Raw genomic sequence first — 22,474 nt, 5'->3', positions numbered from 1 at the left:
TCCCCGTCGCCTGGGTGGAGCGGTGGGGCGGTGCAGGTGTTACGGGACGGGCTGCGGTGGTCGAGGTCCCCGGTAGTGGCCGCTGGGGCGCATGCGCAGGGGGCGCTCGCCGTACTCCTCCAGCGCGTGCGCGATCCAGCCCGCCGTTCGGGCGACGGCGAACACCGTCTCCCCAGCCTCGCTCGGCATCCCGGCCGACACGGTCAGCACCGCCAGCGCCAGATCGACATTGGCGTGCAGCTCGGTCCGGCGGGCTGCCGTCGCCGCCACCTCGCGCGCGACGGCGAGGGTGTCCGCTGCCTCCGGGACGTCCTTCAGCAGCGTGAACAGCGCCTGCGCGCGCGGATCGGCCGCCGGGTAGAGCCGGTGGCCGAGGCCGGGCACCCGGTTCCCCGCGCGCAGCTGGTCGGCCACGACCGCCGCGCTGCCCCGCTCCAGCGCCTCCGTCAACATCCGGTGGGCGAGTCCGCTGGCCGCGCCGTGCAGCGGGCCGTCGATGGCGCCGAGCCCCGCTGAGACCACCGCGTACGGGTGGGCCCGCGCCGAGGCGGCCACCCGCACGGCCAGCGTGGAGGCGGCCAGGTCGTGGTCGATGAGCAGCACGAGGGCGGTTTGCAGGGCCCGCAACGAGGCGGTGCCGGGCGGATGCGGCGAGAGCCGCGCCCACAGCTGGTGGGCGATATCCGGAGCGTCCACCTGGCCCGCGGCCGAGCCACCCGCCGTGCCGCGTCGCCCCGCGGAGACCTGCCGCCCCGCTGCCTGCTCCGCGCTCCGTGCCCCGTCTTCCCCGGCGTCCGGGGCCCCGGCCCGCCCCGTGCTCCGTGCCCCGCCCTGCCCCGTGCCTCGCGCCCCGTCCTCCCCGGCGCCTGGCGCCCCGTCGCGTCGGGTGACGACCGGTAGCGCGTCCACGAGGGTCGCGATGAGGCTGCGGGCCGTGGCGAGGACCGTGTCCTCGCTGAGGTCGAAGCGGAGCGGGTCGGCGGCGGCCGCCGCGATGGCGGCGACGCGCAGCTGGTCCATCGGGCCACTGCGCGGGGGCAGCGCGGCCACCGCCCGGCGCGCGGCCGTGTGGGTCTCCTCCGGCGCGGTGAACCGGATTCCGGGCCGCAGTCGCCCGGTCCACAGCCACTCGGCCGTCTCCTCGTAACCGTGGCACTCGGCGAGAGCGGTCGCGTCGACGCCCCGGTAGTAGTAGCGGTCCTTGTCGATGAGCGTGATGCCCGTGTGGATGGCCGCGTCCGCCGGGCTCTGCGGCGCGGACTCGCGCCTGCCGCGCCGCAGCAGGGCATCGACCTCCTTGGCGTCGAAGGTGCTGCCCCGGCCGCCCGGTGCGCGGTGGCTCGTCAGCTGGCCCCGGCTCACGTACGCGTAGACCGTCTCCGGTTTCACCCCCAGCCGCTCGGCCGCCTCCCGTGTCGTCAGCCGCTGCCCGTCTCCCGAATCCGCCATGGCGAACACCGTATCCGCAGAGGTGTATCCATCGAGATCGGCATTGATTCAATCAATGTTGACAGTCATTGAGTCAATCATGGACATTCAAATCAACATACGAGGAGGAGAGCCAGATGCCGACCCAGGAGAAGAACGCCCCCGTCGACGTCCCCCGTGGCCTCGCGGGAGTCGTCGTGACCAGCACCGCGCTCGGTGACGTCCGCGGCGGCGAGGGTTTCTACCACTACCGCCAGTACTCGGCCGTCGAGCTCGCCGAGAGCCGCACCTTCGAGGACGTATGGCATCTGATGTTCCACGGTGAGCTGCCCGACGCGGCCGGGCGCGCCGCGTTCACCGCTGAGACCGCCGCCCTGCGCCACCTGCCCGAGGACGTACGGGCCGCGCTGCCGGGCATCGCCCGCGCCAGCGCGCTCTCCGGCCCGCTCGCCGCCCTGCGCTCCGCGCTGTCCCTGTTCGGCGCCTCGGCGGGGTTGCGGCCGCTGTACGACATCGGTGTGGAGCGCCGCCGCGCGGACGCCCTCGCCGCCTGTGCGGCCGTGCCCACGCTGCTGACCGCGCTGCACCGGCTCGGCGAGGGGCTTTCGCCCATCGCGCCGCGCGATGACCTGCCGTACGCCGCCAACTACCTCTACATGCTCACCGGCGCCGAGCCGGAACCGGCGCGGGCCCGCGCCATCGAGAGGTACCTCATCTCCACCATCGACCACGGATTCAACGCCTCGACGTTCACCGCCCGCGTCATCGCCTCCACCGGCGCCGACCTCGCCGCCTGTCTCGTCGGCGCCATCGGCGCCCTGTCAGGGCCGCTGCACGGCGGGGCGCCGAGCCGGGCGCTCGACACACTCGACGCCATCGGAACCCCGGACCGCATCGACCCGTGGATCAGGGAACGGGTGCTGGCGGGGGAGCGGATCATGGGCTTCGGGCACCCCGTGTACCGCACCGAGGACCCGCGTTCGCGGATGCTGCGCGGCGTCGCCGAGGAGTTCGGCGGCCCGCTCGTGGAGTTCGCCGTCCAGGTCGAGGCGCAGGTCGAGGCCATACTCGCCGAGCTCAAGCCCGGCCGTGAGCTGCACACCAACGTCGAGTTCTACGCGGGTGTCGTGATGGAGCTGTGCGGGCTGCCGCGCACCATGTTCACCCCGACCTTCGCGGCCGCCCGCGTCGTCGGCTGGAGCGCCAATATCCTGGAGCAGGCGGAGGACTCGAAGATCATCCGCCCGGCGGCCCGCTATGCCGGTCCGCCACCGCCGCAGCCAGTGCCCGCCGTCTGAGAGGTCCCCCGTTGAGTGAGCAGCAGATCCCGGTCGTCGTCCTCGCGGGCTTCCTGGGGTCAGGCAAGACGACCTTGCTCAACCATCTGCTCAGGCGCGGCAAAGGCACCAGGACCGGCGTCATCGTCAACGACTTCGGGTCCATCGAGATCGACGCCATGAGCGTGGCGGGACAGGTCGGCTCGACCGTCTCGCTCGGCAACGGCTGCCTGTGCTGCGCCGTCGACGTGAGCGAACTCGACGGCTACCTGGACAAGCTCACCGCGCCCGCCGCTCGCCTCGATGTCATCGTCATCGAGGCGAGCGGACTCGCCGAGCCGCAGGAACTGGTCCGCATGGTCCTCGCCAGCGACAACCCGCGCGTCGTCTACGGGGGTCTGGTCGAGGTCGTGGACGCCGCCGAGTTCGGTGCGACCCGCGAGCGGCACCCGGAGATCGACCGCCATCTGGCCATCGCCGATCTCATCGTGCTCAACAAGACCGACCGGGTGCCGGGGCCCGAGCGGAAGGAGATCCTCGGCACCCTCGCCGAACTGAGTGCGGGGACCGCGGTCATCGAGGCGGAACACGGGCGCGTCGACCCTGAGTTGCTGTTCGACTGCCGTCCCCGCGAGGAGGCGGCGGTGCGCCAGCTCTCCTTCGACGACCTGCACAGCGACGACGACGATCACCAGGGGCATCTGCACGCCGCGTACGAGAGCGTCGCCTTCACCGGTCAGGCGCCCATGCGGCCGCGCCCGCTCATGGACTTCCTCGACACCAGGCCCGAAGGGCTCTACCGCATCAAGGGATTTGTCGACTTCGGGGCCGCCGATCCGCGCAACCGGTACACCGTCCACGCGGTCGGCCGGTTCCTGCGCTTCTACCCGGAGCCCTGGCCGCGCGGCGAGCCCAGGCTGACGCAGCTCGTCCTGATCGGTTCCGGGCTCGACGCGGCAGCGCTGCACGGGCGGCTGGCCGCCTGCCAGGAGACCGCGCAGCGGGACGCCGAGCCCGCCCCGCGGGACGCCGCCGACACGCACAGCATGTGGGGCGTCCTGCGCTACGTACAGCATCAGGACCGCGAGCAGGACGAGGAGTAGCGCCCTCCTCAGCCCACGACGCCGGGCTCACTCACCGCGCCTGGGTCATTCACCGCGCCGGGCCCGCTCGCGCGTCTGGGACGTTTACCGCGCCAGGCTCGCTCACCGCGCCGGGCTCACCCCCGGCGCGGTGAGCGGGCTCACGAGGCCGGGCCGGCGACCACCGCGACCGGCTTCTCCAGCGGCAGGCCCGAGCCGTCCCTGCGCGGGTCGATCTCCGGCAGCGGCACCGGGGCCCCGGTCTTCGAGGCCGCGCGGGCGGGCGACGCCCCCGCCCAGGCCATGACCAGGCAGTCCTCGCCCTTCAGGAAGCGCTGACAGCGCACCCCGCCCGTTGCCCTGCCCTTGCGCGGATACTGGTCGAACGGCGTGAGCTTCGCCGTCTGCACCGAGTCATCGAGCGTGCCGTGCGAACCGGCGACGGTGAACACCACCGCGTCAGCCGCCGGGTCCACCGCGCTGAAGGAGATCACCTTCGCGCCCGCGCCGAGCTTCACGCCCGTCATACCGCCGGCGGCCCGGCCCTGCGGGCGGACCTGGGCCGCGGGATACCGCAGGAGCTGCGCTTCGTCGGTGATGAAGACCAGATCCTCCTCACCGGTCCGCAGTTCCACGGCGCCGACGACTTCGTCCTGGCCCCGGAGGCTGATGACCTCCAACTCCTCCTTGTTCGCCGGATAGTCCGGCACCACCCGCTTCACGACGCCCTGCGCGGTGCCGATGGCGAGGCCGGGCGAGGACTCGTCAAGCGTGGTGAGAGACACCACCCGCTCCCCGTCGGCCAGCGTGAGGAACTCCGACAGCGGCGCCCCGCCGGTCAGGCTGGGGGCCGAGGCCGTGTCCGGGAGCATGGGCAGGTCGATCACGGGCATCCGCAGCAGCCGCCCGGCCGAGGTCACCACGCCCACATCGGCGCGCGCCGTCGCCGGGACCGCGGAGACGATCACATCGTGCTTGGCGCGCCTCTCCGAGCCGTGGTCCCCGGGCTCGCCGTTCGCGGTACGGGCCAGCAGGCCGGTCGAGGACAGCAGCACCCGGCACGGGTCATCCGGCACCTCAAGCGGCACCGAGGCCACGAGGGAGCCCGCCGACTCCAGCAGCACCGTCCGCCGGTCGGTCCCGAACTTCTTCGCCACCGTCGCCAGTTCGCCCGAGACCAGCTTCCGCAGCTCCGCGTCGGAGTCGAGGATGCGGGTCAGCTCCGCGATCTCCGAGGTCAGCCTGTCCCGCTCGGCCTCCAGCTCGATGCGGTCGAACCGGGTCAGGCGGCGCAGCGGGGTGTCGAGGATGTACTGGGTCTGGATCTCCGAGAGGGAGAACCGCGCGATCAGCGACTCCTTGGCCTGCGCGGCGTTGTCACTCGATCGAATGATCCTGATGACCTCGTCGATGTCGAGCAGGGCCGTCAGCAGCCCCTCCACCAGGTGCAGCCGGTCCTGCCGCTTGCCGCGCCGGAACTCGCTGCGCCGCCGCACCACCTCGAAGCGGTGGTCGAGATAGACCTCAAGCAGCTCCTTCAGGCCCAGCGTCAGCGGCTGGCCGTCCACCAGCGCCACGTTGTTGATGCCGAAGGACTCCTCCATCGGCGTCAGCTTGAACAGCTGCTCCAGCACGGCCTCCGGGTTGAAGCCGTTCTTCACCTCGATGACGAGACGCAGGCCGTGCTCGCGGTCGGTGAGGTCCTTGACGTCGGCGATGCCCTGCAGCTTCTTCGAGCCGACCAGGTCCTTGATCTTGGCGATGACCTTCTCGGGGCCGACGGCGAAGGGCAGCTCCGTGACGACGAGCCCCTTGCGGCGCGGGGAGACGTCCTCGACGGTGACCGTCGCGCGGATCTTGAACGTGCCGCGCCCGGTCTCGTACGCGTCACGCACGCCCGTGAGGCCGACGATGCGGCCCCCGGTCGGCAGGTCCGGTCCTGGCACGAAGCGCATCAGGGTGTCGAGATCCGCGGCCGGGTGCTTGATCAGATGCCGGGCCGCCGCGATGACCTCGCCCAGGTTGTGCGGCGGCATGTTCGTCGCCATGCCCACGGCGATCCCGGAGGCGCCGTTGACCAGGAGATTCGGGTAGGCGGCCGGCAGGGCGACCGGCTCCTGCTCGCTGCCGTCGTAATTCGGCGCGAAATCGACGGTGTCCTCGTCGATCGACTCGGTCATCAGCGAGGTCGCCGACGCCATCTTGCACTCGGTGTACCGCATGGCCGCGGGCGGGTCGTCGTTGCCGAGCGAGCCGAAGTTGCCGTGTCCGTCGACCAGCGGGAGCCGCATCGAGAACGGCTGCGCCATGCGCACCAGGGCGTCGTAGATGGACGCGTCACCGTGCGGATGCAGCTTGCCCATCACCTCGCCGACGACGCGGGCGCACTTGACGTAACCGCGCTCGGGGCGCAAGCCCATGTCGTTCATCTGATGGAGGATGCGGCGATGCACGGGCTTGAGCCCGTCCCTGGCGTCGGGCAGGGCGCGCGAGTAGATGACCGAGTAGGCGTATTCGAGGAAGGAGCCCTGCATCTCGTCGACGACGTCGATATCGAGAATGCGTTCCTCAAAAGCCTCCGGCGGCGGGGTCTTCGTGCTGCGGCGGGCCATCGCGGCTGCGGCTCCTTCAACTGCGGATGCGGGTGCTGACGCGGACCATTGTGGACCGCCGCACTGACAACGCCGACCACGACCTGGCTGCCGGGGCCGTCAGCGGCTCGCCGGCCCCCCGCGGTGCGGGTGGCTTCGCCCGGGAACTTCGCCAGATGTCAGCGCGCTTGCATACAGTGACAGGACTGCTCAACACGCGATAGATCGCGCGATCGAAGGGACGTACATGCCCATGGGTCACACGGCCACGCAACAGGCCGGTTCCGGCGGCCTGACAGCGACCGAGCACCGCCTGGCGAACGGCCTGCGAGTGGTGCTCTCCGAGGACCACCTGACCCCGGTCGCCGCGGTCTGCCTCTGGTACGACGTCGGCTCCCGCCACGAAGTCAAGGGGCGTACAGGCCTCGCCCACCTCTTCGAGCACCTGATGTTCCAGGGCTCGAAGCAGGTTCCCGGCAATGGGCACTTCGAGCTGGTGCAGGGCGCGGGCGGCTCGCTCAACGGCACCACCAGCTTCGAGCGGACCAACTACTTCGAGACCATGCCCACCCACCAGGTGGAGCTGGCGCTGTGGCTTGAGGCGGACCGCATGGGGTCGCTGCTCTCCGCTCTCGACGAGGAGAGCATGGAGAACCAGCGCGATGTCGTGAAGAACGAGCGCCGCCAGCGCTACGACAACGTTCCCTACGGCACCGCCTTCGAGCGGCTGACCGCCATGGCCTACCCGGAGGGCCATCCGTACCACCACACGCCGATCGGTTCGATGGCCGACCTGGACGCCGCGTCCCTGGACGACGCGCGCCAGTTCTTCCGCACGTACTACGCGCCGAACAACGCGGTCCTCTCGGTCGTCGGCGACATCGACACCGACCAGACCCTGGCGTGGATCGAGAAGTACTTCGGCAGCATCCCCGGGCACGACGGCAAGCAGCCGCCGCGCGACGGGTCCCTGCCCGACATCATGGGCGAGCAGCTGCGCGAGGAGGTGCGCGAGGACGTCCCCGCCCGCGCGCTGATGGCCGCCTACCGCCTGCCGCACGACGGCACCCGCGAGGCGGACGCCGCCGACCTGGCGCTCACCGTCCTCGGCGGCGGCGAGTCCTCCCGGCTGCACAACCGCCTGGTGCGCCGCGACCGCACCGCCGTGGCCGCCGGTTTCGGGCTGCTGCGCCTCGCGGGCGCGCCCTCGCTCGGCTGGCTCGACGTGAAGACCTCCGGCGGAGTGGAGGTGCCCGGCATCGAGGCCGCCGTCGACGAGGAGCTGGCCCGCTTCGCCGCCGAGGGGCCCACCCCAGAGGAGATGGAGCGCGCGCAGGCGCAGTTGGAGCGCGAATGGCTGGACCGGCTCGCCACGGTCGGCGGCCGCGCCGACGAACTGTGCCGGTACGCGGTGCTGTTCGGCGACCCGCAGCTGGCGCTGAGCGCCGTGAGCCGGGTGCTCGACGTCACCGCCGAGGAGGTACGGGCGGTCGCCCAGGCCCGGCTGCGCCCGGACAACCGCGCGGTGCTGGTCTACGAGCCGATCACACCGGCCGAGGAACCCGAGGCGGCCGAGCCGACGGAGCCGACCGACGTGGTCGAGGCCGATGACAACGCAGCGAGCGAAGAAGGGGCCGACCGGTGAGCGACGCCGCAGCCACGACCGCGACCCAGACGAACGCGACCAACGCCACCAACGCGACGGACACAGCCGTGACCAGCATGGAATTCCACCCCCAGCCACAGCCGGGCGAGGCCAGGCCATGGGCCTTCCCCGCCCCCGAGCGCGGCGGGCTGCCCAACGGCCTCACCGTGCTCCGCTGCCACCGCCCCGGCCAGCAGGTCGTCGCGGTCGAGGTCAACCTCGCCGCGCCGCTCGAAGCCGAGCCGAAGGGGCTCGACGGCGTTGCCACGATCATGGCCCGGGCGCTGTCCGAGGGGACCGACAAGCACGCGGCCGAGGACTTCGCCGCCGAGCTGGAGCGCTGCGGTGCGACGCTCGACGCGTACGCCGACCACCCCGGCATCCGCGTCTCCCTGGAGGTCCCGGCGTCCCGGCTGCACAAGGCGCTCGGCCTGCTCGCCGACGCGCTGCGCGCCCCCGCCTTCCCCGACGGCGAGATCGAGCGGCTGGTCCGCAACCGGCTCGACGAGATCCCGCATGAGCTGGCCAACCCGGCCCGCCGTGCCGCGATGGCCCTGTCCAAGGAGCTGTTCGCGGCCGACTCCCGGATGTCCCGGCCCCGCCAGGGCACCGAGGACACCGTGCGGGACATCGACGCCGCCGCCGTGCGCGCCTTCTACGCGGCGCACGTGCGCCCGGCGACGGCCACCGTCGTGGTCGTCGGCGACCTGACCGGCGTCGACCTCGACGAGGCGCTGGCCGACACCCTCGGCGCCTGGACGGGGGACATGGCCGAGCCCCGGCCCGTGCCCGCCGTGTCCGCCGACGACACCGGCCGTGTCGTCATCGTGGACCGCCCCGGCGCCGTCCAGACGCAGCTGCTCATCGGCCGGGTCGGCGCGGACCGGCACGACCAGGTCTGGCCCGCCCAGGTGCTCGGCACGTACTGCCTCGGCGGCACGCTCACCTCGCGTCTCGACCGGGTGCTGCGGGAGGAGAAGGGCTACACCTACGGCGTCCGCGCGTTCGCCCAGGTCATGCGCTCCACCCCGGACGGCTCCGGGGCGTCGCTGCTGGCCCTCAGCGGTTCGGTGGCCACCGAGGTCACCGGACCGGCCCTGGACGACGCCTGGAAGGTGCTGCGCACCCTGGCGGCCGAGGGTCTGACCGACGACGAGCGCGATGTGGCCGTGCAGAACCTCGTGGGCGTCGCCCCGCTGAAGTTCGAGACCGCCGCCTCCGTCGCGGGCACCCTCGCCGACCAGGTCGAGCAGCATCTGCCGGACGACTACCAGGCCCGGCTGTACGCGCGACTCGCGCAGACCGGCACGGTCGAGGCGACGGCCGCTGTCGTCAACGCCTTCCCGGTGGACCGCCTGGTGACGGTGCTGGTCGGTGACGCCTCGGTCATCGAGGAGCCGGTCAAGGCGCTGGGCATCGGCGACGTGCGGGTGGTCACGGGCTGACCCCTGGCCCGCCCGGGGCGGCTCCTGGCGGGCCGCCCTCTCTCGCCCTGTCCGGCTGCCGCGGCGGGCCGCCTCCGGGCCGTCCGGCGCTCCGTTCCGACCCGGTCCGGAGGTGTCGTACCGGCGCGCGCTCAGCGGCAGTCGGGGTGGGCGGCGGGACAAAGCGGGCGAGGAGGCCCTGGTGTCGTACGCGACACCAGGGCCTTCGGTATGTCCGGTTTGCTGGAGAGGCTGCCTGTCTGCCGTGTGGCGTACGCAACAAACAGCCTGTTCTGTTTGCCGTTCGAAAGACGTCCCGCTTAGCGTCAATCCGGTTGTCCGTCAGAAACCAGTCACAACCGTGGCGCCGGGCAGCCATCGCCGAGTCCCCGTACGGCGCGAGCCAGGGGAGCCGGGGACCCATATGTCCCCTGGGGTGAATCGGTCACCATCCCGCGAGGGTGTGGTGCCCGTAGGAGACCTTCCTGCTCCGAACCCGTCAGCTAACCCGGTAGGCGAGAAGGAAGGAAAGGAGTACGCCTGCCCATGGCGTTCACCCGTGCCCCCGGTCGGCATCGCCGTCCCAGCCGCTTGTCCCGTAACACCGCGAGCGTCGCCGGCATAGCCACCCTCGCCGCCACCGGAGTCGTCGCCGGTATCGCCGCCCCCGCGATGGCCGCCTCAGGACCGGACACCACCGAGGCCGAGGACACCGGCCTCCACCAGGCGATCGCCGTCGACGAGGCCATCGCCGACCAGATCGGCGCCCAGGCCGACGCCCAGTACACGGCCGCCGAGCAGGCCGCCGCCAAGCTGAAGGCCGAGGAAGAGGCGCGCGAGCAGGCCAAGGAGTACGCCGCCGAGGCCAAGAAGAAGGCCGACGAGTCCAAGCGCAAGGCCGCCGCCGAGGCCGCGAAGAAGAAGGCCGCGGCGAAGAAGGCCGCCGCCGAGGCCGCCAGTGAGCGCTCCGAGGACACCGCACGTCCCGCCCGCTCCGCCGAGCGCCCGGCCCTCGGCTCGTACGTCTCCCCGATCGCGGGCAGCTACGTCTCCACCCAGTACCAGGCGTCCGGTGGTGCCTGGTCCTCCGGCAGCCACACCGGTGTGGACTTCCACGCCGCCTCCGGCACCTCGGTCCGCGCTGTGGGCTCGGGCACCGTCGTCGAGGCGGGCTGGGGCGGCGCGTACGGCAACAACATCGTGATCAAGATGAACGACGGCACGTACACCCAGTACGGCCACCTGTCGTCCGTCGGCGTCTCGGTCGGCCAGACGGTCACCCCGGGCCAGCAGATCGGCCTCTCCGGCAGCACGGGCAACTCCAGCGGCCCGCACCTGCACTTCGAGGCCCGCACCTCCGCCGAGTACGGCTCGGACATCGACCCCGTGGCGTACCTGCGGTCGCACGGCGTCAGCGTCTGACCGGCCCAGGCGGCTGTCCGGCACGCGCCCGTCCCGCCGGCAGCCACCCGCGAGGCGTCCCCCTCGCCACCCGCTCCGCTCACCGAAGGCCCCGGCTCCCCAGCCGGGGCCTTCGGCGTCGCCATGGCCAAAAAATATCCATGAAATCCCCGGGTCCGTCGGAAATACCGCCGCCTTCGAATACAGTTGCTGGACAGACATCAAAAGGGCGAGTTTCGCGGGGATTAAAGCGGAGGTTCGACAATGGGGGACCGTACGATTTCCGCGCACGTGGTATGCGTGGCGATCCGCGACGACATCGTGTCAGGGACCTTCGCCCCCGGCAGCAGGCTGACCGAGGAGCTGCTCGCCCGGCGCTACGGAGTCTCCCGGGTCCCGGTGCGCGAGGCGCTGCGCACGCTGGAGTCGGAGGGCTTCGTGGCCACGCGCAGGCACGCGGGCGCGTGCGTCGCGCGGCCCACCGAGCGGGAGGCCGCCGATCTGCTGGAACTGCGGGCGCTGGTGGAGCCGCTGGGCGCGGCCCGTGCGGCGCAGCGCCGCACCGAGGCGCACCTCAAGGTGTTGCGGGGGCTGGTCCGGCTCGGCCAGGAGCGCGCCCAGCGGGGGCAGCTGAGCGAGCTGAGGCCGCTGGGGGAGTGGTTCCACGAGACGCTCGCCCAGGCGTCGGGCAGCCCCAGCCTCGCGGCGCTGCTGACCCAGCTGCGCCGCAAGATCACCTGGTTGTACGCGGTCCAGCCGCCGGTGCGCGCCACCCAGTCGTGGACGGAGTACGGGGCGCTGGTGGACGCCGTGGGACGGAGCGACCCGGAGCGGGCCCGCTCGCTCGTCACGGCGCAAGCGGAACGCGCGCGGGCCGGGTACCGGCTTCGCAGCGCGGTCCAGGTGAGTTATTCGAAACATGTTGTCAACACCGCGAGTGCTCACCATTAACGGCCGTCCCGTATACAACGCACAGTAATTCGCGCGTCGGCCTCAGGTCATTCCGCGCCAATAAACAACAAAGCCGCGGTGACCTGAATTCTGGTCGCCGCGGCCGTGTCGTGAGTGGAAAAGCGAATCAGACCGTCTCCGGAAGCTCCTCAAGTCCCTCGGAGACCAGCTTCGCGAGGCGGTCGAGCGCGGCCTCGGCGGCGTCGTCCTCGGAGGCCAGCACGATCTCCTCGCCGCCCTGGGCGCCAAGCCCGAGCACGGCGAGCATCGACGCGGCGTTGACCGGGGTGCCGTCCGTCTTGGCGATCGTCACGGGGACGCCGGCGGCGGTCGCGGCGCGGACGAAGATCGACGCGGGGCGGGCGTGCAGGCCCTCGGCCCAGCCGACGGTGACGCGGCGCTCAACCATGGTGTTGCCCTTCAGGTCGTTACTGTTGTCTAGACCAGTCTCTCACGGCGTGCGGAATGCCCCGGGCGGGACCTCCCCACAGCCTGCCCCGCCACAAGGGTGCGCGCGAGCCGGACACTTGTCGGTCCCCCCGCCTACGCTGGGGCCCATGGAGAAGTCCGCCGATCACGCGTATCCGACCCACTGGGAAGCGGACGTCGTGCTCCGCGACGGCGGCACCGGGCAGATCCGCCCCATCACTCCCGACGACGCGCGGCGCCTCGTCAGCTTCTACGAGCAGGTCTCCGACGAATCCAAGTACTACCGGTTCTTCGCGCCCTACCCCCGCCTCTCCGACCGCGATGTGCACCGCTTCACCCACCACGACTACGTGGACCGGGTGGGCCTCGCGGCGACCGTCGGCGACGAGTTCATCGCCACGGTCCGCTACGACCGGATCAACGAGCGCGGGATGCCCTCCTCGGCGCCCGCCGACGAGGCCGAGGTGGCCTTCCTGGTCCAGGACGCCCACCAGGGCCGCGGCGTCGCCTCCGCCCTCCTGGAGCACATCGCCGCCGTGGCCCGCGAGCGCGGCATCCGCCGGTTCGTCGCCGAGGTGCTGCCCGCCAACAGCAAGATGATCAAGGTCTTCACGGACGCGGGCTACACCCAGCAGCGCAGCTTCGAGGACGGCGTCGTCCGACTCGAATTCGACCTCGAACCCACCGCGCGGTCCCTCGCCGTCATGCGCGCCCGCGAACAGCGCGCCGAGGCGCGCTCCGTCCAGCGCCTCCTCGCCCCGGGCTCGGTGGCCGTCATCGGTGTGGGGCGCGAGCCCGGCGGCGTCGGCCGCGCCGTGCTGCGTGACCTGCTGGGCGGCGGCTTCACGGGCGAGGTGCACGCGGTCAACAAGGCGTTCCCGCCGGGGCGCTCGCGCCTGACCGGCCCCGACCTCGCCGAGCCGCCCCCGCCCCGCACGGCCGCGGGCGTCGCCGCGTACCGCTCCATCCGTGACGTCGAAGGCCCGGTGGATCTCGCGGTCGTCGCCGTCCCCGCCGAGCAGGTGCCCGCCGTGGTCGCCGACTGCGGCGAGCACGGGGTGCAGGGCCTGGTCGTCGTCTCCTCCGGCTACGCCGAGAGCGGCCCCGAGGGCAGGGACCGGCAGCGCGAGCTCGTACGGCAGACCCGTTCGTACGGCATGCGGCTGATCGGCCCCGGCGCCCTCGGCGTCATCAACACCGCGGCGCGGGTCCAGCTCAACGCGTCGCTGTCGCCGCAGATGCCGCCCGCCGGGCGGATCGGGCTGTTCACCCAGTCCGGCGCCATCGGGATCGCCCTGCTGTCCGGACTCCACCGGCGCGGCTCCGGGCTCTTCGGCGTCTCGACCTTCGTCTCCGCCGGAAACCGGGCCGACGTCTCCGGCAACGACCTCCTCCAGTACTGGCACGACGACCCCGACACCGATGTCGCCCTGCTCTACCTGGAGTCCATCGGCAACCCGCGCAAGTTCACCCGCCTCGCGAAGCGGACCGCCGCCGTCAAGCCGGTCGTCGTCGTCAAGGGGGCCAGGCACAGCGGCAGCGAGCCCGCGGGCCACGCCGTCCCCACCACCCGCATCCCCGACGCCACGGTCTCGGCGCTGCTGCGGCAGGCGGGCGTCATCCGGGTAGGGACCGTCACCGAACTCGCGGACGTGGGCCTCCTCCTCGCGTCCCAGCCACTGCCGCGCGGGCCCCGCGTGGCGATCCTGGGCAACTCCGAGTCGCTGGGTCTGCTCACGTACGACGCCTGCCTCACGGACGGGCTGCGCCCCTTCCCGCCGCGCGATCTGACGACGGCCGCCGAGCCCGCCGACTTCCGCCGGGCGCTGACCGAGGCCCTGGACGACGACCTGTGCGACGCCGTCGTCGTGACCGCCATCCCCTGGGTCGGCGACGAGTCGGCCACCGGTCTCGCGGCCGCGATCAGGGAAGCGGCGGCCGTGAGCCCCACGGCGAAGCCGGTGGCCGTGGTCCATCTGGAGATCCCCGGCCTCGCCGCCGCGCTGGCCCAGCCGTACGCGTCAGGTACGCCGTGCGCCCCGGGTCCCGGCGCGATGGACGCGCCCGGTGCGACGGACGCCCCCGGCGCGATGGACGCGCCCGGTGCGGCAGAGACCTCAGAGGGTGCCGAAGGCGCCGAGGGGGCGGGTGGTCCGGGGGCCCGCCCGGTGAAGGAGTGCCGGGTGCCCGCCTACCCCGCCGCCGAGCGCGCGGTGCGGGCGCTGGCCGAGGCCGTGCGGTACGCGCACTGGCGGCGGCAGGCCGCCGAGCCGGGCCGGGTCCCCGAGTACGACGACATCGACGAGCCCGGCGCCGGTGCCGACATCGACATCCTCCTCGCCGCCCACGAACAGGCCACGGAGGAGGCCGCGGCGCCCACCGCGCCCGTCGGCGGCCGCGTCCCCGGCGGTGTGCGCGACACCGGCCGCCGCGCGGCGCGGAGCTTCGCGCTCTCCGCGCCGGACGCCCAGCGCCTGCTGGCCCGCTACGGCATCAGCGTGCTGCCCGCCCTCCCCGCCCCCGACCCCGACAGCGCCGTGCGAGCCGCCGATCGCCTCGGCTACCCCGTCGCCATCAAGCCCACCGCGCCCCATCTGCGCCACCGGGCCGACCTGGGCGCCTTCCGGCTCGACCTGGGCGGCGAGGCGGAGCTGCGCCGTGCGTACGCGGAGCTGACCAGCCTCCTCGGCAAGCCGGAGGAACTGCGGCTGGTCGTGCAGCGGATGGCCCCGCGCGGCGCGGACACGGTCGTACGGGCGGCGATCGACCCGGCGGCGGGCGCCGTGCTCTCCTTCGGCCTCGCCGGAGCCCCCTCCGAGCTGCTCGGCGACACCGCGCACCGGCTGATCCCGGCCACCGACCGGGATGTGGCCGAGCTGATCCGCTCGGTCAGGACCGCGCCGCTGCTGTTCGGCTGGCGCGGCTCGCAGCCCGTGGACACCCCGGCCCTTGAGGAACTGCTGCTGCGGGTCTCCCGCCTGGTGGGCGACCACCCCGAGGTGGTGGCCGTCCATCTGGAGCCCGTGGTCGTCGCCCCGCGCGGGCTGTCCGTCCTGGGCGCGTCCCTGCGGCTGGCGCCGCCCCCGGTCCGCACGGACCTCGGCCCGCGCCATCTGCCCGCGTACTGAAGCGCCGCGCGGGCCGGGCACCCGCACGGGCGTGAGCGCCGAGAGCCCGCGGAGACGGCATCAGGCCCGCGGACCGGAAGGGCGTCGCGGATGATCTTTACGGGCCCCCGCGCGGCCCCGTTCGCGGCGAACGCCCGTCACCGGGCGCGGCAGGTGAGGGGATCAGGGCCCGCACCGCCCCGTAAGATGGGGGGCATGGCGAAGACCGGTACGACGACCCAGGGGCTGCGCGCGGCAATCGAGCGCAGCGGCTACTACCCGGCCCTCGTTGCCGAAGCGGTTGAGGCCGCCGTGGGCGGCGATCCAGTCGTGGCCTTCCTGGTCCACCAGGAGACGACGTTCGACTCCAACGAGGTCCGCCGGCATGTGACGGTCCTCGTGCTCACCGCCACCCGCTTCATCGTGAGCCACACCGACGAGCAGGCCGCCGACGACAGCTCCGCAACGCCGTATGCCACGACCTCCACCGAGTCGGTGAAGCTGGACCGGATCTCCTCCGTCGTGCTCAGCCGCGTCGTCGCCAACCCCGAGTCGTACACACCGGGCACGCTGCCGCGCGAGGTCGTGCTCACCATCGGCTGGGGCGCGGTCAGCCGGCTCGACCTGGAGCCCGCCAGCTGCGGCGACCCCAACTGTGAGGCCGACCACGGCTACACCGGCTCCTCCACCGCTGACGACCTCTCGCTGCGCGTCAGCGAGGCGGGTGACGGCCCCGACAGCGTCCGGCAGACCCTGGAGTTCTCCCAGGCCCTGTCCGAGGCGACCACCGCGGCCACCCGCTGATGGCGGGTTCCAGCGCGGGCCCCACCGCCACCAGTTCCGCCTGGCCCGAGCCGGAGCCCGGGGGACCGCTCCTCGACCCGGCGAGCGCCCCGGCTCCCCGCTACGGCACGGGCTCGCTCAGTGATCTGCTGCCCGCCATAGCCGCCGGGCAGGGAGTCCCCGGCTTCTCCGGCGGCGGCGGTTTCGCGCTGGCCCCCGCCGACCGCGTGTGCGTCTTCCTCATCGACGGGCTCGGCTGGGAGATGCTGCGCGCGCACCCCTCCGAGGCGCCGTTCCTGACGTCGCTGCTCGGCACGTCCATGAACGGCACCGGCCGGCCGATGACCGCCGGTTTCCCCTCCACGACCGCGACCTCGCTCGCCTCCGTGGGGACCGGCCTTCCGCCCGGCGCGCACGGCCTGCCCGGCTATACGGTCGCCGACCCGGCGACCGGGCGGCTGATGAACCAGCTGCGCTGGCAGCCGTGGACCGACCCGCACGCCTGGCAGCCGTATCCGACCGTCTTCCAGCTGGCCGACGCGGCAGGCGTGCACACCTGCCAGGTCTCAGCCCCCTCCTTCCAGCACACCCCGCTCACGAAGGTCGCCCTGAGCGGCGGCACCTTCCACGGCAGGCTCTCGGGCGAGGAGCGGATGGACTTCGCCGCCGCCCAGACCGGCGCCGCGAGCCGCACCCTCGTCTATACGTACTACAGCGAGGTAGACGGCAAGGGTCACCGCTTCGGCGTGGACTCCGACGAATGGCGTGGCCAGTTGATGTATGTCGACGGGCTCGCGCAGCGGCTGGCCGAGCAGTTGCCGCCGGACGCCGCCCTCTACGTCACCGCCGACCACGGCATGATCGACCTGCCCTTCGACCCCGACGCGCGGATCGACTTCGACGACGACTGGGAGCTGCGCGCGGGCGTGGCCTTCCTCGGCGGAGAGGGGCGCGCCCGGCATGTGTACGCGGTCCCCGGCGCGGCAGCCGATGTCCTGGCCGTCTGGCGTGAGGTGCTGGGGGACAGGATGTGGGTCGCCGGCAGGGACGAGGCGGTGGCGGCGGGCTGGTTCGGGCCGCCCGGCGCCGGTGTGGACGACCGGGTGTACGGGCGGATCGGCGATGTCGTCGCCGCGGCCTGCGACGACGTGGCGATCGTCGCCTCACGGACCGAGCCGAACGAGTCCTCGATGATCGGCCTGCACGGTTCGATGACCCCCGTCGAACAGCTCGTGCCGCTCCTCGAAGTGCGCACCTGAGTCCACCGGTGGCGTACGGCGTTCGCCACGGGGTACGACACCCCGGACGCCGGACCACTCCCCGCGGCCGGGGCGCACCGGCACCGCGGCCCACCTCGCGGCCGCCGGACCACGCCATGCGACGCTGGTCCACGCCGTACGTCCCGACCACCACGCTCCTCACAGCCGCCCCCCCGCAGCCACGACCGAAAGGCCAGTGCCTCCCCATGCCCGAGCTGGTGTTCTTCTCCGGAACCATGGACTGCGGAAAGAGCACCCTCGCTCTGCAGATCGAGCACAACCGCTCGGCGCGCGGGCTCCAGGGGATGATCTTCACGCGGGACGATCGGGCGGGGGAGGGCCGGTTGTCCTCACGGCTCGGGCTGGCCACCGATGCCATAGAGGCGGGGGAGGGCTTCGACTTCTACGCGTACGTCGTCGGCAGGCTCACCGCGGGCGGCCGGGCGGACTACGTCATCGCCGACGAGGCGCAGTTCCTCGCGCCCGAGCAGATCGACCAGCTCGCCCGCGTTGTGGACGACCTCGGACTCGACGTCTTCGCGTTCGGCATCACCACCGACTTCCGCAGCAAGCTCTTCCCCGGCTCGCAGCGGCTGGTCGAACTGGCCGACCGGATCGAGGTGCTCCAGGTCGAGGCGCTGTGCTGGTGCGGCTCCCGCGCCACGCACAACGCGCGCACCCTCGGCGGGAGCATGGTGGTCGAGGGCGCGCAGGTCGTCGTCGGCGACGTGCGCAAGGCGGATTCGCGGGGCGCCGCGGACGACGGCACCGCCGAGGTCGGCTACGAGGTGCTGTGCCGCCGCCATCACCGGCGGCGGATGACGGCCGCGACCGCCCGCGCCAGTGCGCTGTCCCCCGACGTCCTGCCCGTCGACCACACCCTCGCGGGCCGCTCGGCGGACGCGGGACCGCGGTGGACGGCCCCGGTTGGCGCGGACGCCGGGCCCGGCCCGCACCACCCGGCGGGCCGGTCCGCGAGTCCGGTAGGAGGGGAACGGTGAGTCCAGGCCGCCTTCGCGCTGCCCGACCGCACCCGTGACGCCAAGTCAGGTGCCGTCGTCGGGCCGCGACCGTACGAGCATGAAGACGGCGCCCTCCGGGTCGGCGACCGTCACCCGGCGTCCGGCCGGGGTGTCCTCGGGGCCGTGCACGACCCGCCCGCCCAGCTCCGTGACCCGGCGCGCCGCCACGTCCGGGTCCGCGGTCGCGAAGTACGTCACCCAGTGCGGGCCCAGGTCGCGGGGGAGCGTGTTGCCCACGCCGCGGATCGCGGCGACCGGCTGGTCGCGCACCGTCAGCGTGATGTAGTCGGAGTCGGCCGACACGACCGGGTCGATCTCGCAGTGGAAGACCGTCTGGTAGAACTTGCCGACGTATCCGGTGTCCGGGGTCAGCAGCTCCGTCCACACCGGTGTGCCCGGCTCCCCGGTCCCCTCGCCGCCGAAGTGGCCGCGCGCCTGCCACACGCCGAACACCGCGCCCAGCGGATCGGAGGCGATGGCCATCCGGCCCTCGTCCTCGGCGTCCAGCGGACCCACCGCCACCGTCCCGCCGCAGCAGCGGATCTGCTCCGCCGTGGCGTCGGCGTCATCCGTGGCGAGGAACGTCGTCCAGGCCACCGGCAGATGAACGCCGGGGGCCAGCTCGCCGAGCCCGGCGATCCGCCGCCCACCGAGCAACGCCCGCACATACGGGCCGAACTGGCTCGGCCCAGGCCGGAACTCCCAGCCGAACAAGCCCTGGTAGAACTTCTGTGTCGCCGCGAGGTCGCGCACCATCAGGCTCGTCCAGCAGGGCGTGCCAGGGGTGCGCCGGGTGGGGCCGCCGCCTCCGGGCGCCTCCCCCAACCCGTGGCTGGGCAGCGTCCCCCGGGTGGTGCTCCCAGGGAGGTGTCCCTGGGCCGACCGCCGTGCCTCGGTCATCGTCACTGTCTCCTCGGAGCGTCGTCGTGTGGCCTGACTTCCCGGGCCGCCGGGCGGCACGCGGGGGTGTAACGGGGCGGGTCCGCACAGATGCTCGCACCACCTGTCGCGGCGCGCTCCCCGGCCGCGCCGCAATTCACGGGGTTCCTCTTCGAGAATGCCCGGTTTGACATCCCCCACCCCGCTCAGCGCCCGGGCCTTCCGGAGCTGATCAGTCCGGTGCCGGGTTCCGCGCCGTGCGGACGGCGCAGTCGCGCGTACGGAAGGATGGACGGCATGCATGCCACGATTACCGCATCCGAACTCGCGACCGAGCTGGCCGGTGCGCGGCCGCCGCTCCTCCTGGACATCCGCTGGCAGTTGACGCAGCCAGGGGCGGTGAAGACCGGCGATGAGCCTCCGGGCCGCGCCGCCTACGAGGCGGGCCATCTGCCGGGCGCCGTCTTCGTCGACCTCGACACCGAACTCGCGGGCCCGCCCGGAGCGGGAGGCCGCCATCCGCTTCCTGCTCCCGACACGTTCGGTGCGGCGATGCGGCGGGCCGGCGTGAGCGAGGACCGCCCGGTCGTCGTGTACGACGGTGGGGCGGGCAGTCTGCCGACGCAGACCGGCGGCTGGGCGTCGGCGCGCGCCTGGTGGCTGCTGCGCTGGGCCGGGCATCCCTCGGTGCGGGTCCTCGACGGCGGGCTGACCGAGTGGATCGCCGCCGACGGGCCGGTCACCACCGAGATCCCCGAGCAGGCGGCGGGCGACTTCACCCCGCGCCCGGGGGCGCTTCCCCTGCTGGACGCCGACGGCGCCGCTCAACTGGCGCGGCGCGGTGTGCTGCTGGACGCGCGGGCGGGCCAGCGGTACCGGGGTGAGGTGGAGCCCATCGACCGGGTCGGCGGCCATATCCCCGGCGCGGTCTCCGCTCCCACCAGCGAGAACGTCGGCACGGACGGCCGTTTCCTGCCCGCGGGGGAGTTGGCGGCACGTTTCGGGAAGCTCGGCGCCACGGACGGTGCCGAGGTCGGTGTCTATTGCGGCTCGGGTGTCTCCGCCGCCCACGAAGTGCTGGCCCTGGCGGTGGCGGGCGTTCCGGCGGCGCTGTACGTCGGGTCCTGGAGCGAGTGGTCCGGCGACCCGTCCCGCCCGGTCGCCACGGGCCCGCAGCCCGGCTAGCGTCTCCCCGGCCGGCGCACTCGCCAGAATGCGCGCCTGCGGGCGGTGGCTGGGTGCGGGTCGGCCCGCCACGGCCCGCGCCCGGGCGAAGGGGCGGCCGATGAGGCTGCCTGCCGTGGGGAACGGCGTGTGCGCCGAAGTCGCCGCGTCGCCCGGACCGGGGAGGGGCGGGGCCGACGGGCCCGGATGAGAGCGCGGCGGGACCAGGCCGTGTCCGGCGGATCGTGCTGGGGAGGGGAGCCGCTGTCCGCGCGTCGCGGGGTGCGGATGCGCCGTGGCTGGTCGCGCGGTTCGCCGCGCCCCTGACGGGGCGCTCCCCTTGGCTGCGCCAGGGCGCTTCCCCTGGGTCCGGCGGCCTGGGGAGGTCCCCTGCGCGGTCCGGTGCCGGGCACGCATGGTCCGCCGGACACCCGTTAACCGGTCCGTACGGGGGCGGGGTCTGCCCCGCTCACCCGTACGGCTCCTGCTTCGGGCCGGGCGTCGGGCAGGGCGGCGGAAGTCGGCACACACTCGTCTCCCGCACATCCGCCCGCCCGCCGCCGTTACTCCTGCTTCTTACGGCGGGTGCCGAAGACGATCTCATCCCAGCTGGGGACGGCCGCCCGGCGGCCGGGGCGGACCCCGTCCGCCTCGGCCTGCCGGTCCGTGGTCCCGGTGAGCCGGTCGCGGTGCCCGGCGACCGAGCGCGGCATGAGCACGTCCGCGTACGCGGAACCGGCGCTCGCGGCAGGCGCTGGCGGCTCGACGGCGTCAGCCTCCTCCTCGGGCTCCTCCGGCGGGCGGGGCGCCTGCGGCGGCTCGGGCACGATCATGTCGCCCCGGAAGCTGGGGACGGCTTCCAGCAGGCTGGTCAGCGAGTCACGCTCCGTGGGCCCGTCGTCGAGGGACGCGGACGCGGCGGTGTTCGCCGCTGCCGGAGCCGACGGCGCCTGCTCGTCCGGTGGCTGCGGCGGCGCACTGTGGCCGACGCGGTCGACGGGCGTCTGCCGGTCGAGCGCGCGGTCCATGGCACGGTCCAGCGGCCGGTCGCGCGGCAGCCTGGCGATGCGCGGCACGAACGGGAAGCTCGGCTCCGGTGTGTCGTCGGTCTCGCCGATCAGCATCCGGGCTTCGTCGTCGACGGCCTGGACGAGCCGCCGGGGCGGGTCGTAGGTCCAGCTGGCCGTGTGGGTCTCGCCCGCGACGCGGTAGACGAGCAGCACCTCCCAGGTGCCGTCGTCCCGCCGCCAGGAGTCCCACTGCGTGGTGTCCTTCTCGGCACCGCGCAGCAGCAACCGCTCGTTGACCGACTCTCCGAGCTGCGGGCCGGTGTTCTCACCGGGGCGGCGCACGGGAGTCTTACGGGCGCGCTCGGCCATGAACGCGCGCTCGGCGAGCACGGGCCCCTCGAAGCGGCGTACGCGCTCGACAGGGATGCCGGCGAGCTGCGCGACCTCCTCGGCGGAGGCACCAGACCGTATCCGGGCCTGGATGTCGCGCGGCCGCAGATGGCTCTCGACTTCGATCTCGATCTGGCCGAGCCGGGCGCGGTCGTTGCGCACAGCGGCGCGCAGGCGCTCGTCGATCGGAAGCGTGTACTCCGTGCTGTCCGCAGCCTTGAGCACCAGCCGTGTGCCGTCGTTGCTGACGGCCACGACACGCAGTTCGGGCATGGGAACCTCCCGGGTGGTGCCTGCCGACGTCACGTGCGTCGCTGCCGTTCTCCCGCTAGACGAGTGTGACCTGCCCGGGTGCAGCCTGCCACACCATTGCCGAGTTGCCTGGCGTGTCGGGCCTAGGCACCGATCCGCCGTATGGCACGGTGACGAGTTTACGACTCAAAGTGACGATTCGTCACTCCTCGCAGTAAGCGCGGTGCCATATCGCGGCGCCGCCGGTCGAGTTGGCGCCGATTGACCTCTCCCGCCTGGTCCGGGCGGCCGGACGGGAGTGGCGAGGCCAGGGCTCGCAACAGTACTCCATTTGGGCCATGCGGGTGGACCGGCGCGCCACCGAAGTTGTCGTAGGCCAG

The 22,474-nt window shown here is 73.0% G+C and carries 16 protein-coding genes and 1 riboswitch; of the genes, 11 read left to right on the top strand and 5 right to left on the bottom strand.

Going from position 1 to position 22,474, the window contains the following annotated elements:
* Positions 1 to 39: 39 nt before the first annotated feature.
* Positions 40 to 1,449, bottom strand: coding sequence for a citrate/2-methylcitrate synthase (locus AC5P1B_RS25670; RefSeq protein WP_493890028.1), 1,410 nt, complete (start codon positions 1,447 to 1,449; stop codon positions 40 to 42).
* 116 nt (positions 1,450 to 1,565) lie between these two features.
* Between AC5P1B_RS25670 and AC5P1B_RS25665 the strand changes: the two genes are divergently transcribed.
* Together AC5P1B_RS25665 and AC5P1B_RS25660 are read left to right on the top strand one after the other, a co-directional pair.
* Positions 1,566 to 2,726: a citrate synthase/methylcitrate synthase gene (locus tag AC5P1B_RS25665; protein ID WP_493890027.1), complete on the top strand. Its 1,161-nt coding sequence runs from the start codon at positions 1,566 to 1,568 to the stop codon at positions 2,724 to 2,726.
* A gap of 11 nt (positions 2,727 to 2,737) precedes the next feature.
* Positions 2,738 to 3,808 carry a CobW family GTP-binding protein gene (locus tag AC5P1B_RS25660; RefSeq protein WP_493890026.1) on the top strand — a complete coding sequence of 357 codons (1,071 nt, stop codon included), beginning with the start codon at positions 2,738 to 2,740 and terminating at the stop codon, positions 3,806 to 3,808.
* Between the two features lie 140 nt (positions 3,809 to 3,948).
* Here the strand turns inward: AC5P1B_RS25660 and AC5P1B_RS25655 are convergent, their stop codons facing one another.
* A complete protein-coding gene (locus AC5P1B_RS25655) occupies positions 3,949 to 6,399 on the bottom strand; it encodes a DNA gyrase/topoisomerase IV subunit A (protein WP_493890025.1) in 2,451 nt (816 codons plus the stop codon).
* A gap of 226 nt (positions 6,400 to 6,625) precedes the next feature.
* Here AC5P1B_RS25655 and AC5P1B_RS25650 point away from each other — a divergent pair, with 226 nt between their 5' ends.
* From AC5P1B_RS25650 to AC5P1B_RS25635, 4 genes are all read left to right on the top strand, one after another.
* Positions 6,626 to 8,023 carry a M16 family metallopeptidase gene (locus tag AC5P1B_RS25650; protein WP_493890024.1) on the top strand — a complete coding sequence of 466 codons (1,398 nt, stop codon included), beginning with the start codon at positions 6,626 to 6,628 and terminating at the stop codon, positions 8,021 to 8,023.
* 77 nt (positions 8,024 to 8,100) lie between these two features.
* Positions 8,101 to 9,468, top strand: coding sequence for a M16 family metallopeptidase (locus AC5P1B_RS25645; protein WP_493890088.1), 1,368 nt, complete (start codon positions 8,101 to 8,103; stop codon positions 9,466 to 9,468).
* Between the two features lie 348 nt (positions 9,469 to 9,816).
* A riboswitch (cyclic di-AMP (ydaO/yuaA leader) is annotated at positions 9,817 to 9,979 on the top strand.
* A 14-nt stretch (positions 9,980 to 9,993) separates the two neighbouring features.
* Positions 9,994 to 10,869: a M23 family metallopeptidase gene (locus AC5P1B_RS25640; RefSeq protein WP_493890023.1), complete on the top strand. Its 876-nt coding sequence runs from the start codon at positions 9,994 to 9,996 to the stop codon at positions 10,867 to 10,869.
* A gap of 243 nt (positions 10,870 to 11,112) precedes the next feature.
* Positions 11,113 to 11,799, top strand: a complete 687-nt coding sequence (locus AC5P1B_RS25635; RefSeq protein ID WP_493890022.1) for a GntR family transcriptional regulator — start codon at positions 11,113 to 11,115, stop codon at positions 11,797 to 11,799.
* A gap of 127 nt (positions 11,800 to 11,926) precedes the next feature.
* Here AC5P1B_RS25635 and AC5P1B_RS25630 read toward each other — a convergent pair whose 3' ends face one another.
* Positions 11,927 to 12,208 (bottom strand): HPr family phosphocarrier protein, encoded by a 282-nt coding sequence (locus tag AC5P1B_RS25630; RefSeq protein WP_493890021.1) that lies wholly within the window; start codon positions 12,206 to 12,208, stop codon positions 11,927 to 11,929.
* 148 nt (positions 12,209 to 12,356) lie between these two features.
* On the opposite strand from AC5P1B_RS25630, the gene AC5P1B_RS25625 reads away from it, so the two are divergent.
* The 4 genes from AC5P1B_RS25625 to AC5P1B_RS25610 all read left to right on the top strand — a co-directional run bounded on the left by AC5P1B_RS25625 (position 12,357) and on the right by AC5P1B_RS25610 (position 18,378).
* Positions 12,357 to 15,356, top strand: coding sequence for a bifunctional acetate--CoA ligase family protein/GNAT family N-acetyltransferase (locus AC5P1B_RS25625; RefSeq protein WP_493890020.1), 3,000 nt, complete (start codon positions 12,357 to 12,359; stop codon positions 15,354 to 15,356).
* Between the two features lie 195 nt (positions 15,357 to 15,551).
* Positions 15,552 to 16,139, top strand: a complete 588-nt coding sequence (locus AC5P1B_RS25620) for a DUF5998 family protein (protein WP_493890019.1) — start codon at positions 15,552 to 15,554, stop codon at positions 16,137 to 16,139.
* Complete coding sequence (locus AC5P1B_RS25615) at positions 16,139 to 17,377, top strand: alkaline phosphatase family protein (RefSeq protein ID WP_493890018.1); 1,239 nt, start codon at positions 16,139 to 16,141, stop codon at positions 17,375 to 17,377. Before AC5P1B_RS25620 ends, AC5P1B_RS25615 begins: the two co-directional genes overlap by 1 nt.
* A 206-nt stretch (positions 17,378 to 17,583) precedes the next feature.
* The gene (locus AC5P1B_RS25610) at positions 17,584 to 18,378 is read left to right on the top strand and encodes a thymidine kinase (protein WP_493890017.1); all 795 of its coding nucleotides are present in this window, start codon (positions 17,584 to 17,586) and stop codon (positions 18,376 to 18,378) included.
* A gap of 45 nt (positions 18,379 to 18,423) precedes the next feature.
* On the opposite strand, the gene AC5P1B_RS25605 is transcribed toward AC5P1B_RS25610, so the two are convergent.
* Positions 18,424 to 19,155: a VOC family protein gene (locus AC5P1B_RS25605; RefSeq protein ID WP_493890087.1), complete on the bottom strand. Its 732-nt coding sequence runs from the start codon at positions 19,153 to 19,155 to the stop codon at positions 18,424 to 18,426.
* Positions 19,156 to 19,575: 420 nt separating this feature from the next.
* Here AC5P1B_RS25605 and AC5P1B_RS25600 point away from each other — a divergent pair, with 420 nt between their 5' ends.
* Positions 19,576 to 20,463 carry a sulfurtransferase gene (locus AC5P1B_RS25600; protein WP_493890016.1) on the top strand — a complete coding sequence of 296 codons (888 nt, stop codon included), beginning with the start codon at positions 19,576 to 19,578 and terminating at the stop codon, positions 20,461 to 20,463.
* A gap of 542 nt (positions 20,464 to 21,005) precedes the next feature.
* Here AC5P1B_RS25600 and sepH read toward each other — a convergent pair.
* Positions 21,006 to 22,115, bottom strand: coding sequence for a septation protein SepH (sepH, locus tag AC5P1B_RS25595; protein WP_493890015.1), 1,110 nt, complete (start codon positions 22,113 to 22,115; stop codon positions 21,006 to 21,008).
* Positions 22,116 to 22,474: the final 359 nt, after the last annotated feature.

It is taken from the genome of Streptomyces sp. A01, assembly GCF_059026195.1.
The sequence above is the reverse complement of the archived record's forward strand: the minus strand, read 5'-3'. Positions and strand labels throughout refer to the sequence as shown.

Coding starts and splice junctions, on each gene's coding strand:
- AC5P1B_RS25610 (WP_493890017.1), top strand. CDS start 17,584: ATGCCCGAGCTGGTGTTCTTCTCCGGAACCATGGACTGCGGAAAGAGC.
- AC5P1B_RS25605 (WP_493890087.1), bottom strand. CDS start 19,155: ATGGTGCGCGACCTCGCGGCGACACAGAAGTTCTACCAGGGCTTGTTC.
- sepH (WP_493890015.1), bottom strand. CDS start 22,115: ATGCCCGAACTGCGTGTCGTGGCCGTCAGCAACGACGGCACACGGCTG.
- AC5P1B_RS25640 (WP_493890023.1), top strand. CDS start 9,994: ATGGCGTTCACCCGTGCCCCCGGTCGGCATCGCCGTCCCAGCCGCTTG.
- AC5P1B_RS25670 (WP_493890028.1), bottom strand. CDS start 1,449: ATGGCGGATTCGGGAGACGGGCAGCGGCTGACGACACGGGAGGCGGCC.
- AC5P1B_RS25625 (WP_493890020.1), top strand. CDS start 12,357: ATGGAGAAGTCCGCCGATCACGCGTATCCGACCCACTGGGAAGCGGAC.
- AC5P1B_RS25665 (WP_493890027.1), top strand. CDS start 1,566: ATGCCGACCCAGGAGAAGAACGCCCCCGTCGACGTCCCCCGTGGCCTC.
- AC5P1B_RS25615 (WP_493890018.1), top strand. CDS start 16,139: ATGGCGGGTTCCAGCGCGGGCCCCACCGCCACCAGTTCCGCCTGGCCC.
- AC5P1B_RS25650 (WP_493890024.1), top strand. CDS start 6,626: ATGCCCATGGGTCACACGGCCACGCAACAGGCCGGTTCCGGCGGCCTG.
- AC5P1B_RS25655 (WP_493890025.1), bottom strand. CDS start 6,399: ATGGCCCGCCGCAGCACGAAGACCCCGCCGCCGGAGGCTTTTGAGGAA.
- AC5P1B_RS25620 (WP_493890019.1), top strand. CDS start 15,552: ATGGCGAAGACCGGTACGACGACCCAGGGGCTGCGCGCGGCAATCGAG.
- AC5P1B_RS25630 (WP_493890021.1), bottom strand. CDS start 12,208: ATGGTTGAGCGCCGCGTCACCGTCGGCTGGGCCGAGGGCCTGCACGCC.
- AC5P1B_RS25645 (WP_493890088.1), top strand. CDS start 8,101: ATGGAATTCCACCCCCAGCCACAGCCGGGCGAGGCCAGGCCATGGGCC.
- AC5P1B_RS25635 (WP_493890022.1), top strand. CDS start 11,113: ATGGGGGACCGTACGATTTCCGCGCACGTGGTATGCGTGGCGATCCGC.
- AC5P1B_RS25600 (WP_493890016.1), top strand. CDS start 19,576: ATGCATGCCACGATTACCGCATCCGAACTCGCGACCGAGCTGGCCGGT.